Source organism: Paenibacillus physcomitrellae, assembly GCF_002240225.1.
GTDB classification, from domain to species: domain Bacteria; phylum Bacillota; class Bacilli; order Paenibacillales; family Paenibacillaceae; genus Fontibacillus; species Fontibacillus physcomitrellae.
Window position 1 is genome coordinate 4,203,514 of the sequence record NZ_CP022584.1, and the last position, 13,057, is coordinate 4,216,570.

The following is a 13,057-nucleotide window of genomic DNA, read 5'->3' on the forward strand; positions in this document are numbered from 1 at the left end:
AGACGAAGAGAGAAAGAAAGGAAGACAACGGATTAGAAAATTTAAAGTCCAGATTACTTAAATGCAAATCATTAAACTTCAATGAAAAATCATTTAAATTTGAAGGGATAAAAGTGACAAATGTCTCATCGCCCACCTGAAACGTCATGTTAAGATAGCCGGGAATAGAAGCTTCAGAAGGTGGTGGGTCAGCATGACCAACAAAAAAGGCAGACGTTTCTCCGTCTATATGATTGTTTTGATTCTACTGCTCGGCTTTACAGCAGCGGTTATATATGGATTAAGTTCCACCGGAAAGTCAGGATCAGGATGGGTTCCTCACTCAGGCAGCGGCAGCAATGCTCCGTCTTTCTCTCAAACCTATTACATCTATGATACGGTAGTTAATATCAAGCTGTACGGGGAACAGGCGTCACAGCGTAACCTGGATGATATCAAGCAGCTGCTGGAGCGTTTGGATAGGGAACTTAGCCGAACGAAAGAAGGCGGCGAAGTCTATGAGGTTAACCGTCTTGCGGGCGTGCAGGCCGTACCGGTTTCGGATGAAACGCTGGAGGCCGTCAAGCTGTCGCTGAATTATGCCAAGGAAATGGGCGGCCTGTTTGATCCGACTATCGGACCGCTTGTAGATTTGTGGGGAATAGGTACTGAGAATGCCCGTGTTCCGCAGCAGCATGAAATCGATGAGGCGCTGAAGCTAATCAATTACAAAGCGGTGCTGATAGACGAGACAGCCAAAACCATTAAGCTTGCCCGAAAAGGGATGGTTCTGGATCTTGGCGGCATCGGCAAAGGTTATGCGGCGGACAAGGTGGCTGACTATTTGCGAAGTCAAGGCATTACGAGTGCGCTGATCGATTTGGGCGGCAGCAGCATTATTACCTTGGGAGCCAAACCGGACGGATCGCTTTGGAATATCGGCCTGCAGGATCCTGATCAAAGCAGGGGGACCCAGCTGGGCACGATCAAAATCAACAACGAAGTCATTGATGACTCCGGTGTTTATGAACGTTTCTTTATGCAGGATGGCATTCGCTACCATCATATTCTGGATCCCCGGACCGGGTTCCCTGCCCAAAACGGGATTAAAAGCCTGACCATCATGAGCCCAAAAGCAACAGATGCCGACGCTTTGTCAACCGGGGTGTTTCTGATGGGCGTGCAGGATGGGTTGGCTTATCTGGAGGCGCTGCCGGAGAAGATCGAGGCTTTTTTCGTAACGGACGATAATAAAATATACGCAACTCCCGGACTCAAAAGCCGTTTAAACATTACAGACAGCACGTATTCTTTTGGCGGCTGACGAATATTTTTTAAGGAAGAAGACAGGTTATAAGCACAAGCAGATTCCTTAAATTCGGCATTAAATAGGATAGAAGGGGGGAGAGTATGCAGACTCGAAGCTCTGATAATGCCAAAGGAATTGACGTTTCTCACCATAATGGTACGGTGAACTGGCAAAGGGTGGCGGCCAGCGGTTATTCGTTTGTTTTCGTGAAAGCGAGCGAAGGCACGACCTATAAGGACCCTACGTTTGAGACGAATGTCCGTGGTGCGAGACAAGCCGGACTGCTTGTCGGGGCTTATCATTTTCTGAATGCCAAGGATAGGGAAACGGCCATAAATGAAGCGGCTAACTTTGCAGCGGCCATGTCCGTGGTCGGAGGCGCGGCAAGTCTGGATTTACCGCCGGTGCTGGATTATGAAACGAATCCTTCGGGAATCAGCCAAAGTGAGCTGAACGCGGTTGCCAAGGCTTTCCTTACGGAAATCGAACGGATTACCGCGAGAAAACCTATTCTTTATACCGGAAATGACTTTGCACAGAACTTCAATACTCCAATGGGCGCTTATGATCTCTGGGTGGCCCGGTACAATACCCAGCCTCCATGGAACGTACCGGCTTGGTCGGCCTGGACCTTCTGGCAGTACAGCCAGAAAGGAAGTGTTCCCGGCATCTCGGGGGCAGTCGATTTAAACGTGTTCAGCGGATCACTAACCGAGCTTAGAGCTTGGACAGCGAACCAGTCAGGTGGAAAGTCAGAGGGAAAGTCAGGTAGAAAGGATGTGGACGATATGGCAACCATAGAAGAGCTGCAGCAGGTTATTCAGGCCCAGGAAGCACGGATAGCGGCCATGGAGAAGAAGCTGAACATGTCTGGTAAGGAACCGCTTCCGTCGTGGGCAGAACCCGCTGTTCGTGCCGGCAAAGCTGCAGGCGCCATCACAACTTCAGCGGACAAAAGCATTCCGGATCTGATCGCGCTCCAAATGCTCAAAAATCTGGGCTTGCTTGATCCTGATGTGCTTCGTGCCCTCCGTTCGCTCGCGAACAGCCAGAAGTCCTAACCCGCACCACTATCCAAGATTTCGCATAAATAAATGCAAAACAACCGCAGAACACAAACTTGCTTAAGCAAGTTTGTTCTGCGGTTTGTTTATTTTGGCCTTAATGGTTGTTCGGCCTATTAGAATTTGCTGGAGACTTCTGCCCTTTACCTTCATGACGAGGGAAGGTTGCTTTCAGCAATGGCGGGGTCACAAGGGTTGTAATCATAACCACAATCACAATGGTTGTAAAATAAGACTCGGCCAGGAGATTGGAGGTCAGTCCCGTTGCGGCCAGGATCAGGGCAACTTCACCCCGGGAGACCATCCCGGCTCCAATTGCCGATGAAGACCGCAGGGAAAACCCTGTTAATTTGGCTCCCAGGCCTCCGCCAATCCATTTGGTCAAGATGGCAACAATACTTAGCACAACAATGATACCCAGCTGTTCGAGTACGCCGTCGAAGCTGACCTTTAAGCCGATGCTGACGAAAAAGACAGGCACAAACAGCGCATAAGCAATCGGTTCGATCCGGGTTTCGACTTTATGTTTCGAAGGAGTAGCAGAAACAGCAATACCACCGATGAAGGCGCCGATGATTCCGGCTACACCCATGATTTCGGCAAAATAAGCGAAGCCAAAGCAGACGATCAAGCCGGCGGTAATGGCGGTCTCGGTCACTTTAAGCCTGCCGAACAATTTCATGACCAACGGGACAAGCAGCCAGGCTCCCGCTATGGATACGCCAAAGAAAATCAGCTTCTTGCCTGTAATCCAGAGCAGGGAATCCCCGCCGTTACTGGCACCCAGGAAGCTGAGCATAAAGGCGAGCAGCAGCACAACTACAACATCGTCGATTACGGCAGCTCCAAGAATGGCCGAGCCCTCACGGGATTTCAAACGGTCCATTTCCTTTAAGCTTTGAACGGTAATGCTGACGGAAGTAGCCGAGAGCAGCAGACCCAGGAACAAGGCATGGGACTGGCTGAGGCCAAAGGCCAAAGCGGCGGCATAACCGCCGAACAAAGGCATAAGAATGCCGCCAAGAGCAACGGCTACAGCCGTCTTCCAGTTCTCTTTAAGCTGCTTAAGGTCGGTTTCAAGACCGGCAATAAACATCAGCAGCAGAACCCCGATTTCAGAGAAAATATGAATCCAGTCAGCATCATGCACCCAGTCGAGAACAGCGGGACCCACGATGATCCCTGAGATCAATTTACCTAATACAGAAGGCTGTCCCAGTCTGGCCGCCGCATGGCCGGCCAATTTGGTTACGATTAAAATCAAACATAAGGTCAGTACGAATTCCATGACAAAACCCCTTTCCCAGCAAACAAAAGTAAGCCGCAAACGCAGGGGATCCACAGATTTCAACCCAAAAAAAGGCATAAAGGAGCCTGCGTTGGCAGGCTCCTCCAGTTGTCGCTTATTTTAAATTTAAGCTAAGTATACCATGGATGCGCCCTTAAATAAACTTAAATTGCCCTTTTCTTCAGAGATGGACTTTAGTTTATGCCTTATGAGCGATAAGGACATATACTGCCCTTGAAGTTGAACTTAAGGAGGAATTCGGAATGAATAATGTTGGAGATTGCGGTTGTGGTGTGGGTGGCGTCGATGTAGGCCCGGTTGGTCCAGGCGTTGGATTCACTTCCACCGGCATCATCCTCGTATTGTTCATCTTGCTCGTCATCATCTCCAGAACCTTCTGGCTGTAACTCTTTAGGTTGAGTAGAAGCAATTAGCTATAACAGGGTATGATTGACAAAACCTCTTCGGGGTTACCCGGAGTGGTTTTGTTGATTTATCCTTTTAAATATCTCCAGTCGAGGGAAGGTTTATACATGTTCTTCGGGCTCTTGTATTCTTTACTTTTGGGGTTCACTTTCATACAATAAGACAAGAATGTACATAGCTCGGCATAAGCCGCAGGATTAGTCCTAATTAGTCATACGGCAGCAGGAGACATTTCACGGGAGGTTAGCAGCAATGGGTTTGGAACAGCTTACTCCGGAAGAACAAGCTGAGGTTGCCCGTATTCGCAAGAGAGTCATCGAAACCATTGGAAGCAACATGGATTTGTACGGCATTACCCAGTCGACGGGGCATTTGTACGGATTGATGTTTTTCTCCGATAAACCAATGACGCTGGATGAAATGGGCCAGGAAATGAAGATGAGCAAGACAAGTATGAGCACCGGGGTGCGTAAGCTGCTTGATTTGAAAATGGTTAATAAAGTCTGGGAGAAAGGCTCCCGTAAGGATCTATATGAAGTGGAGTATGACTGGCATCAGACCTTTGCTGATTTCTTCGCTACAGAGTGGAGGAGAGCCGTCGAGAGTAACCGGAATGCTTTACGCCGTTCCCTTGCGGAAATTAACCGTTTGCTGCTTCAGTCACAGCCGGAAGATGAAGCGGATGCATTTCGTCAGATCCTGCTTCAGGATAAGAATAAAATGGAGAACGCCATGGCCTATTATGCCTGGCTGGATCGTTTAATTGATGCGATGGAGAGCGGGGAAATCTTTGATTGGATTCCCAAGGAGCTTTCCTGATTGAAGTGAAATCATCATAGCTGTATAAATAACAGCGGCAGGCTGGACCCAATAAGGTCTCTAGCCTGTCGCTGTTTGTTTAAAGCAAAAGGGAAAGAGAAGAAGGAATGTAATGCCTCAACCGAAACGGCCCGAGATGTATTCTTGGGTCATTGGTTCGGAAGGATTGGTGAAAATCTTCTCGGTCTCATCATATTCAATAAGTTTGCCCATATAGAAATAGGCGGTATGGCCGGAAATCCGGGCCGCTTGCTGCATGTTATGCGTCACAATTACGATGCACAGCTGTTCCTTGAGCTGAAGAATGGTTTCTTCAATCTTGGAGGTAGAGACAGGGTCAAGCGCCGACGCCGGCTCGTCAAGCAGCAGAATCTTGGGCTGTACGGATAAAGCGCGTGCGATGCACAGACGCTGCTGCTGTCCGCCGGAAAGGGACAAAGCCGAAGAGTGAAGACGGTCTTTAACCTCGTCCCATAAAGCGGCTTTACGCAGGCTGTCTTCGACGATTTCATCCAGCTGTGCTTTATTTCTGATTCCATGGTATCTGGGGCCAAACGCAATGTTGGCGTAGATGGATTTATAGAAAGGGTTTGGACGCTGCCAAACCATCCCGATTTTTTGACGCAGTACCGTAACATCCGTTTCGGGAGCATTTATATTTCTACCGTCAATCCAGATATTTCCGGTCATGCGGGAACCCGGAATTTCATCATTCATGCGGTTCAAGGCTCTAAGGAATGTAGATTTGCCGCAGCCGGAAGGACCGATCAAAGCGGTAACCGAACTTTCCGAGAAGGACAAATCGACGCCTTTAACGGCTTCATTTTGACCGTAATAAATCTTCAGATCTTCGGTGCGAAGAATATCCGTCATTTCATCGATCTCCAATTCTTATTTAATGGAAGTAAACTTTCTGTACAGCAATCTGCCGATCCATCGGGCAAGCAGGTTAAAGAGCAGGACCATGATGACGAGCACAGCGGATGCACCGGCAGCAATTTGGGCCGCATCTGGCGAAAGGCCTTCACTATTCACCTTCCAGATGTGAACGGATAACGTTTCGGCAGGCCGCAGCGGGTTAATCGGCGAATGCAGGCTTGTTGGATTCCAGTCGGTGAAATCCAGCTTCGGTGTCGTCAAACCGGCGGTGAACAGCAGAGCAGCGGCTTCACCGAAGATCCGTCCCGCAGCAAGAATGGTACCGGTGATGATAGCAGGGAGTGCAACCGGGAACAGAATGGAGGTGATGATCTTCCAATGGGATAATCCCATTGCTAGACCGGCTTCCTTTTGTTCGATAGGCACGTTGTGGAACGCCTGCTCAGTGACGCGAACCATCAGCGGCATATTAAAGATCGTCAGCACCAAGGCGCCGGATAAGACGGAGAATCCGAAATTAAAGGTATTAACCAGAACGAGCAAACCAAACAAACCAACGACGATGGACGGGAAGGAAGACAGGACCTCAACAACCAGACGTATGGAAGCCGTAATCCGTCCTTCTTTCGCATATTCGGCCATGTATATGCCCGCTCCGATACCAAGCGGGATGGTAATGATTAAGGTCAGAATCAGCAAATATACCGAATTGAACAGTTCGGGCCCAATTCCGCCCCCAGCCTTGATCGTCTCCGGTTCGGAAGTCAAGAAATGCCAATCGATATGACTGATTCCCCGGACCATAATATAACCGAGCATCCCTACGAGAATGGCAATAATCAATACGGAAAAGAAGATAATGACGCCGGTGGCAATCCGGTCTTTAACTTTTGCGCTCAAATTCTTGTCCTCCTTTCAAGCAGTCGCACAATCAGGACAAAAACAAAGGTCATGAGCAGCAGGATCAGCGCCATACTCCACAATGCATTGTTCTGAACGGAGCCCATTACGGTATTACTCATGTTTAACGTGATCACGCTAGTCAGGGTAGAAGCAGATTCAAACAGTGAGGTTGGGATATGCGGCGCATTCCCGATAACCATTTGAACAGCCAAAGCTTCCCCGAAAGCACGTGCCATGCCGAGAACAACCCCCGTCAGGACGGAAGGCAAGACAGTTGGGATGACAACGCCTGCAATCGTCTGCCAGCGTGTGGCTCCCAAACCGTATGACGCTTCTTTAAGATTGCGAGGCAGGGAGCTCAAAGCATCTGTCGCAATACTTGTAATGGTAGGCAGGATCATAATCGACAGGACGATCGAACCAGCCGCAACGCCAATCCCTTGACCCGGAAACACATCCCGCAAAAAAGGAACCAATACACTAAGACCGATAAAGCCATAAACGACAGACGGGATACCAGCCAGAAGTTCAACAACGGGCTGCAGCACTTTTTTTCCCCAGTTAGGGGTGATTTCCGTCATAAAAAGAGCGGCACACACACTTAAGGGACTGGCAATAACCGCCGCCAGAAGTGATGTGACAAAAGAGCCGAAAATAAAAGGCAGCGCACCAAATTTATTGGAATCAGGCTGCCAGGTTTGTCCGAACAGAAATTGGGACAAACTTACGCCGTTGATTGCGAAAGTTGCAACACCTTTACTGGCAACATAATAAACAATCGAAACAATGATCACAATAAGAAGTACTACACAGAAGGTCGTGTATATTCGCCCGATCCATTCTTCGGCCCGATGCTTTCGGAATAGAAGAGGGGTCTCTTGTTTTTCGTTCATGAATGGCCTTCTTTCTTGAATTATTTATAGAGGGAAAACGTGAAAATAGAGGTCGAAGGCAAACGCCTTCGGCCTCCTGTCAAAACAAGTGCCTAACAGATGAACTAATTATTTATTAGTGATGTTGCCGTCGATATCACGTACAATTTTCATATCGGATACTGGAATGTAGCCCAGTTCAACAACATCGCCTTTTTGAACTTCATCGGATACCATGTAATCAAGGAAAGCTTGAGTAGCGGCATCTGGATCACCTTTTGTATACATGTGCTCGTAAGCCCAAACCGGATATTTGCCAGTAGCAACGTTCTCAGTTGTTGGATCTACGCCTTCGTACTGTACAGATTGGACTGTATCGTCGATGTAAGAGAAGGCCAGGTAACCGATAGCTCCTGGAGTTTCAGTAACCAGCTTCTTAACTGTTCCTGAAGCATCTTCCTGGATAGAACCTTTCAGGTCTTCAGTTTTTTGACCCAAAGCGTATTTCTCAAAAGTAGCACGAGTACCGGAGCTGCTTGGACGGTTGATGATCACAATACCTTGATCTTTACCGCCAAGGTCTTTCCAGTTAGTGATTTTGCCAGTGAAGATTTCAACCAGCTGTTGTTTAGTCAGATTGGTTACGCCAACTTCTTTATTTACTACAGCAGCCATAGCGACTACAGCAACTTGATGATCTTTCAGTTCTGCAGCTTTAGCAGCGTCTTCGATTTTTTCTTCAGCGAATACGTCAGAGTTACCAATTTGAACTTGACCTTCAGATACTTGCGTCAAGCCGGTACCGCTACCGCCGCCTTGCACTTGGATCGAAACACCGCTGTTTGTTTCAGAGAACTTCTTAGCAACTTGGTCAACGAGCGGCTGAAGGGCTGTGGAACCGGAAGCGATAACGGAACCGCTAAGGGAAGTTTCAGCTGGAGCTGTTGAAGCAGTGTTGCTCGCGGCGGAAGCATTCGATGCATTGTCCGAAGCATTGCTGCCGGAAGAGCTGTTATTGTTGTTGCCGCAAGCCGCCAAAGAGACACTGAACGCAAGTGTAAGTGCAAGTACTGCGGATTTACCAAATTTCATGACGTAGTATTCCCCCATAATGATTTATTTGTTTTCTCGATAAGTTATCTTGTCCTCATCGACATTTTTAATTATAAAAATCGTTCATTTGACAGAAGTCAGAATAATGTAAATTTAATAATAAAATTCGATATAGATTCTCTATAAATGTTATAGATAAAATGTATAATCATTTTAGAGCGTACAGAAAGGAAGAGAACTTGCTTTGAATTTATTGAAATTACAGATCTTAGTTCTTATAGAGAAATATAAAAAGGTAACCGACGTTGCGAATGAGCTCCATATCAAGCAGCCCACCGTAACCTTCCATATGAAAAGTTTAGAGGAAGAGCTTGGCGTAACCTTATATCAAATCAGAAGCGGCAGAGTGTGGCTTAGTGAGGCAGGAAAAGCTCTTTATCCCTATGCCCAGAAAATGACGACATTATACAGCGAGGCTGAGCGGACCCTTGAGCTGTTTAAAAGGACAGGAGCAAGCGTGCTACGGGTCGGCGCCGAAGATGTTTATTCAGCTGTACTGATGAAAGGGCTCAGGGATTTGGGGACGGAAAATCCGGAATTGCAATTGGAGGTTCGTTTTGCGCCGGAGAAGGAGTTAATCACATGGTTTGAGGAAGGGTCACTTGACGCCGTAATCAGCGAGCGAAGCTCGGCAGACAAGGCAGGCGGAAGGTTTGAAGAATTGTTTCAGGATGAGCTGGTCATCATCTGCAGCCGGCAGCATAAATGGGCGGGAGAGGAGAGGCTTTCTGAAGAAGAAATCCAGCAGGAGAAGCTGGTCGGCTATGACGCCTCCTCTTATTTAACCCAGGCCGCCCTAAACTGGGCCGGGAAACGAAAGCTCAGCATGCAAATCGGGACGGTGGTATCGTCTTTTGCGGCTGCGCTTCAGGCGGTCAGGCTGGGAATAGGGGCCGCGTTCGCAACTCGAACAGCCTCGGAAGGACTGGAGGAGTTAGATAAAGAAATAGCAGTGTTCCCGGTCCCGGGAACACTGCTGGAGAGATCTTTTACAATTGGCCTGCTGCACCATGGCGGCGAGCCGTCCGCCGAGTATATCCGGGAACTGTCAAACCGGCTCAAGGCTAAAGTCTAGATGAAAATGGGACAAGACAGCGCCTGCGGATGTTGGATAACTTCTACTTCAAATATAAGCCAATCGTGCTCAGCATCACTTTGCCCGGCCCTTCGCCCAGATAGAAGGCAATGGAAACAAGTTTGCCTGGATTAAAAGCCGGATTCTGATCAACAAAAGGTTTGAAATCAATTCGATAGGTTTGGAAAACCGCTTCGGTTGCTTCTTTATATTTGCCGCCTTCGAATTTGTTATCGAGCCAAGAATTGATCGTGAATTTGCTTACGGGTAGCGGTTTTACAGGCATAAAATCCGTTAACGGCAGCTTAACCCGTTCGCCGTCCGCATCTGCCAGCTCCAGAGAGATATCGGGCGAATCGGCGGCCTGGATCTGATAGTTCAAATTCACCATTGAAAAGGATAAACCAGCCGCATGCGACAGGGCATAGATAAACCGGCTGCTGTTGCCGGCCGATCGCAAATGAAGCGTATAAGAAGGCTCTTCGTTGGCCGGGATAGATTCGGAGGAAGCCGGAGCCAGCGTCTGCCCATACGTTGGCGTTTCTGCTTGTACTGGCGTCTGGCTCTGCTTTGGAGTCTGCCCCTGCGTCCGTGTCTGTCCATTCGTTTGAGCCGGCTCCTGCGTCTGTTTCGGCCATTCCAGCACCGCTCCGCGCTCTTTCTTGGCGGCATTGTCGCGGTCCTTCGCTTGTTCCTCTACTACCTGAACATTGCGGGCTTCGGCAGTGCCGCCGCCCCGAATCGTATGCGGATCATTGTCTTCCTCATAATCGGCCAGTACCGTGAAATGACCGTCCTCATACCGGTTGAAATACGAAGTATCAGGCAGCCAGTCCAGCCCGCTGCGGTAATCCTGGAACAGCTTCGTATATTCGGATTGTCCATGAAGCGTCGCTTCCATAAAGGCGGATACATAGACTTTGGCGATTTGCCGCTGGCTGTCTTCATCCATAATCCGGCTTCGGCTCAGCAGAATACCGGTGGGTAAACTGGAATCATAGTGCCCCCAGCTCGTATTAAACTGGCTGTGATTCGCCCCCTCGACGTACAAAGTAGCTTTAAAAGTCGATGCTCCCTTGTCAAAGGTCGCACGATTGTATTGGCGGTCCCCGTAAAAATCGCTGACATCGCCATCCTGAGCTCCCTGCAGGGAGAAATAATTCACGTTGCTGAGTCTGGCCTGGTTATTGTCCACAAGTTTATCGGTAGGCGCTATAGCGGCTACGCTCACAATATGGAACTTGTCGATATCTTCAAGTGAATCCCCGCGCTGGAACCAGCGGAGCGGGTCCGCTGCCATCGCTACGGCCTGGCCTCCTCGGGAGTGTCCGACCAGACCAATCCGATTAAAATCCACTTTATTGTAAAAGGGTGTGCCGCTGAGGTCCGCAAATTGTTCAATTTGCTGGAGGTGCTTCAGCAGCAGCCAGGCTCTGACTTTCATGTCGTTGTCCGGAATACCGGTCCATGCCGAATAATTCAGGAAATTCTCGTCGACGGAAACGGCGATGAATCCCCGGCTGGCCAGCAGCTCGCCCAGATAGGCGTACCCTTCATCCGAGAAATCTTCCATTAAATGATTCCCGTGCACCAGCAGTATGAGCGGGAAGGGACCGCTGCCTTCCGGCATCCAGACCCTGCCGTTGATCGGGAGGGCTTTCTGATCAAAACCCCAGAACGAAGTTCGGGCTTTGGACCACTTGGAGATATACGCGGAAGCATCTACGGAATCGGAGAGAAATTCGGCTTCCTTGCCAAATTCATCCCGGTGCCGGTCATTACCGCTGCCATAGGTAAAATAGTGGTAAGCCGCCGCCCCGGGGAGCCCCGGATTGGCGACTTTGATTACGGCCGAGGAGCCAGCCGCCGTTTCCACGGCTGGCTCCTCGGCCGGCTTGCTGCCGCTCGTATGCAGCGGCAGATAAAACAGCACGGCGCACGCAGCCGCCGGCAGCAGGGACATGGCCAGCCTGCGGCGCGTCCGCAGCCGCGGCTTGGCCAGGAAGCCGGCCGTGAAGCCGGCAAGCGTGCCGGCGCACGCGGCAAACAAGGCCACCGCCGTCGACACGTCCCATCTGGCTCCCGCGTAGCGGAAGATGGTCAGCACGGCTCCAGCGGTGAACAGCCATGCCCCGACGTATAACCGGGGCATGGGAAGGCCGGCGATCGCCAGCAGCAGGGCGATCGCATTGGCGCAGACGGCCATGGCGATCGTGCCGCCGGCCGTAAACATCAGTACATCGGCTGCGGTACCGAAGCCGGTGGGCAGCCCCAGGGCTGTTAAAGTGAAGGCCGCAAGTACAACCGCCCAGAGGCCGAACAGCGAAACCTGCCAAAATAAAGTATCATAGCGGTAAGTAGCCGCCACCCGTGCTTTCAACCGCTGCCTGAGCGGAGGCTTGAGCCGGGGACGTTCAGGATATAGCGCTTCAAGTTGAGTATCCATAAGTTCTCCTGTAATGATGTAGAAATGACAATCAAATCCGTTCACGACGGAATGGATTTGCTAACATCATTGTAACATGAAAAAAAGCCTTCACCCGATAAGAAATCAGCGGGGAGGCTTTTCATTTTTTAAAAGAACTATCTGGGCACAAGATCAAATATTTCCCCGCTCTCCATCGCGTCGATCAGACGGTCAAGCCAGTGGTAATACGATTTGGCCTCCAGCAGCTTTTCTTTATCCCGCTGCAGCACCGCTTTAAACGTTTCGCTGTCCGTCTCCTGTAGGCATTTGTCGGTTTCCTTGATTCCTTTCTGGATGGCAAGCAGATTGCTTTCCACGGCTTTTTTCCAGCGGATTGCAAAGTAGTCGAGAAACGTTTGATGCCAGTCATATTCAACCTCGTACAAATCCTTCCGGGAGCCTTTCTCCCATATTTTATTGACCATTCTTAAATCCAGCATGCTGCGAACTGCGGTGCTCATGCTCGTCTTGCTCATCTTCATTTCACTGCCCATTTCGTCGAGGGTCATCGGCTTGCCCGTGAAAAATAACAGCCCATACAAATGGCCTGCCGATTGCGTAAGTCCGTACAAATCCATATTGATGCCTATATGTTCAATGACACGTTTTCGTATCTTCAGAATAATAGCCTGCTGCTCTTCCGTTAATTGGTCCTGGACCATGATTGTTCTTCCTCCTATTCCTATGCGGAAACCTCTAAGCAGTGGAGGTTCAATTTGAATATGGTTCATTGTAATGAAGCGCCCTTAGGAAGTAAAGGAGCAATCTAGGCAGCATTTAGAAGCATATGGCAGGAAAATAGAGATATACTTTGTACAGTTTTTTCTGTACGTACTATACGTACGGATTTTTAGGTTGATATA

Annotated in this window: 12 protein-coding genes; 5 read left to right on the forward strand and 7 right to left on the reverse strand. The window is 49.3% G+C overall.

The genetic code is table 11. The features are described from left to right. Positions 1–193: 193 nt before the first annotated feature. Positions 194–1,303 carry an FAD:protein FMN transferase gene (locus CBE73_RS18875; protein WP_094095552.1) on the forward strand — a complete coding sequence of 370 codons (1,110 nt, stop codon included), beginning with the start codon at positions 194–196 and terminating at the stop codon, positions 1,301–1,303. A gap of 86 nt (positions 1,304–1,389) precedes the next feature. After that, positions 1,390–2,349, forward strand: a complete 960-nt coding sequence (locus CBE73_RS18880; RefSeq protein WP_094095553.1) for a glycoside hydrolase family 25 protein — start codon at positions 1,390–1,392, stop codon at positions 2,347–2,349. A gap of 100 nt (positions 2,350–2,449) precedes the next feature. Here CBE73_RS18880 and CBE73_RS18885 read toward each other — a convergent pair whose 3' ends face one another. Continuing rightward, positions 2,450–3,640 (reverse strand): cation:proton antiporter, encoded by a 1,191-nt coding sequence (locus tag CBE73_RS18885; protein ID WP_094096418.1) that lies wholly within the window; start codon positions 3,638–3,640, stop codon positions 2,450–2,452. A gap of 263 nt (positions 3,641–3,903) precedes the next feature. Between CBE73_RS18885 and CBE73_RS22000 the strand changes: the two genes are divergently transcribed. Together CBE73_RS22000 and CBE73_RS18890 are read left to right on the forward strand one after the other, a co-directional pair. Then, positions 3,904–4,047 (forward strand): hypothetical protein, encoded by a 144-nt coding sequence (locus tag CBE73_RS22000; protein ID WP_157739625.1) that lies wholly within the window; start codon positions 3,904–3,906, stop codon positions 4,045–4,047. Positions 4,048–4,318: 271 nt separating this feature from the next. Beyond that, positions 4,319–4,885, forward strand: coding sequence for a GbsR/MarR family transcriptional regulator (locus CBE73_RS18890; protein WP_094095554.1), 567 nt, complete (start codon positions 4,319–4,321; stop codon positions 4,883–4,885). A 117-nt stretch (positions 4,886–5,002) separates the two neighbouring features. Here CBE73_RS18890 and pstB read toward each other — a convergent pair whose 3' ends face one another. The 4 genes from pstB to CBE73_RS18910 form a co-directional block, all read right to left on the reverse strand. Further along, the gene (pstB, locus tag CBE73_RS18895; protein ID WP_094095555.1) at positions 5,003–5,758 is read right to left on the reverse strand and encodes a phosphate ABC transporter ATP-binding protein PstB; all 756 of its coding nucleotides are present in this window, start codon (positions 5,756–5,758) and stop codon (positions 5,003–5,005) included. A gap of 18 nt (positions 5,759–5,776) precedes the next feature. Continuing rightward, entirely contained in the window at positions 5,777–6,664 is an 888-nt protein-coding gene (pstA, locus tag CBE73_RS18900) for a phosphate ABC transporter permease PstA (protein ID WP_094095556.1), read from the reverse strand. Then, a complete protein-coding gene (gene pstC / locus CBE73_RS18905; RefSeq protein WP_094095557.1) occupies positions 6,661–7,560 on the reverse strand; it encodes a phosphate ABC transporter permease subunit PstC in 900 nt (299 codons plus the stop codon). The genes pstA and pstC overlap by 4 nt, the downstream gene beginning before the upstream one ends. Before the next feature lie 108 nt (positions 7,561–7,668). Further along, on the reverse strand, positions 7,669–8,631 hold the full coding sequence (locus CBE73_RS18910) for a phosphate ABC transporter substrate-binding protein (protein ID WP_094095558.1): 963 nt from the start codon (positions 8,629–8,631) through the stop codon (positions 7,669–7,671). Between the two features lie 214 nt (positions 8,632–8,845). On the opposite strand from CBE73_RS18910, the gene CBE73_RS18915 reads away from it, so the two are divergent. Then, the gene (locus CBE73_RS18915; protein WP_244905552.1) at positions 8,846–9,727 is read left to right on the forward strand and encodes a LysR family transcriptional regulator; all 882 of its coding nucleotides are present in this window, start codon (positions 8,846–8,848) and stop codon (positions 9,725–9,727) included. A 43-nt stretch (positions 9,728–9,770) separates the two neighbouring features. Here CBE73_RS18915 and CBE73_RS18920 read toward each other — a convergent pair whose 3' ends face one another. Both CBE73_RS18920 and CBE73_RS18925 read right to left on the reverse strand, forming a co-directional pair. Continuing rightward, the gene (locus CBE73_RS18920) at positions 9,771–12,173 is read right to left on the reverse strand and encodes an alpha/beta hydrolase family protein (RefSeq protein WP_094095560.1); all 2,403 of its coding nucleotides are present in this window, start codon (positions 12,171–12,173) and stop codon (positions 9,771–9,773) included. Positions 12,174–12,310: 137 nt separating this feature from the next. Next, on the reverse strand, positions 12,311–12,856 hold the full coding sequence (locus CBE73_RS18925; RefSeq protein WP_094095561.1) for a GbsR/MarR family transcriptional regulator: 546 nt from the start codon (positions 12,854–12,856) through the stop codon (positions 12,311–12,313). Positions 12,857–13,057 lie beyond the last annotated feature (201 nt).

Excerpts from the sequence above, each read along its gene's own strand:
- CBE73_RS18890 (WP_094095554.1), top strand. The coding sequence starts at position 4,319 with ATGGGTTTGGAACAGCTTACTCCGGAAGAACAAGCTGAGGTTGCCCGT.
- CBE73_RS18880 (WP_094095553.1), top strand. The coding sequence starts at position 1,390 with ATGCAGACTCGAAGCTCTGATAATGCCAAAGGAATTGACGTTTCTCAC.
- CBE73_RS18910 (WP_094095558.1), bottom strand. The coding sequence starts at position 8,631 with ATGAAATTTGGTAAATCCGCAGTACTTGCACTTACACTTGCGTTCAGT.
- CBE73_RS18875 (WP_094095552.1), top strand. The coding sequence starts at position 194 with ATGACCAACAAAAAAGGCAGACGTTTCTCCGTCTATATGATTGTTTTG.
- CBE73_RS18920 (WP_094095560.1), bottom strand. The coding sequence starts at position 12,173 with ATGGATACTCAACTTGAAGCGCTATATCCTGAACGTCCCCGGCTCAAG.
- CBE73_RS18885 (WP_094096418.1), bottom strand. The coding sequence starts at position 3,640 with ATGGAATTCGTACTGACCTTATGTTTGATTTTAATCGTAACCAAATTG.
- pstB (WP_094095555.1), bottom strand. The coding sequence starts at position 5,758 with ATGACGGATATTCTTCGCACCGAAGATCTGAAGATTTATTACGGTCAA.
- pstC (WP_094095557.1), bottom strand. The coding sequence starts at position 7,560 with ATGAACGAAAAACAAGAGACCCCTCTTCTATTCCGAAAGCATCGGGCC.
- CBE73_RS18925 (WP_094095561.1), bottom strand. The coding sequence starts at position 12,856 with ATGGTCCAGGACCAATTAACGGAAGAGCAGCAGGCTATTATTCTGAAG.
- CBE73_RS22000 (WP_157739625.1), top strand. The coding sequence starts at position 3,904 with ATGAATAATGTTGGAGATTGCGGTTGTGGTGTGGGTGGCGTCGATGTA.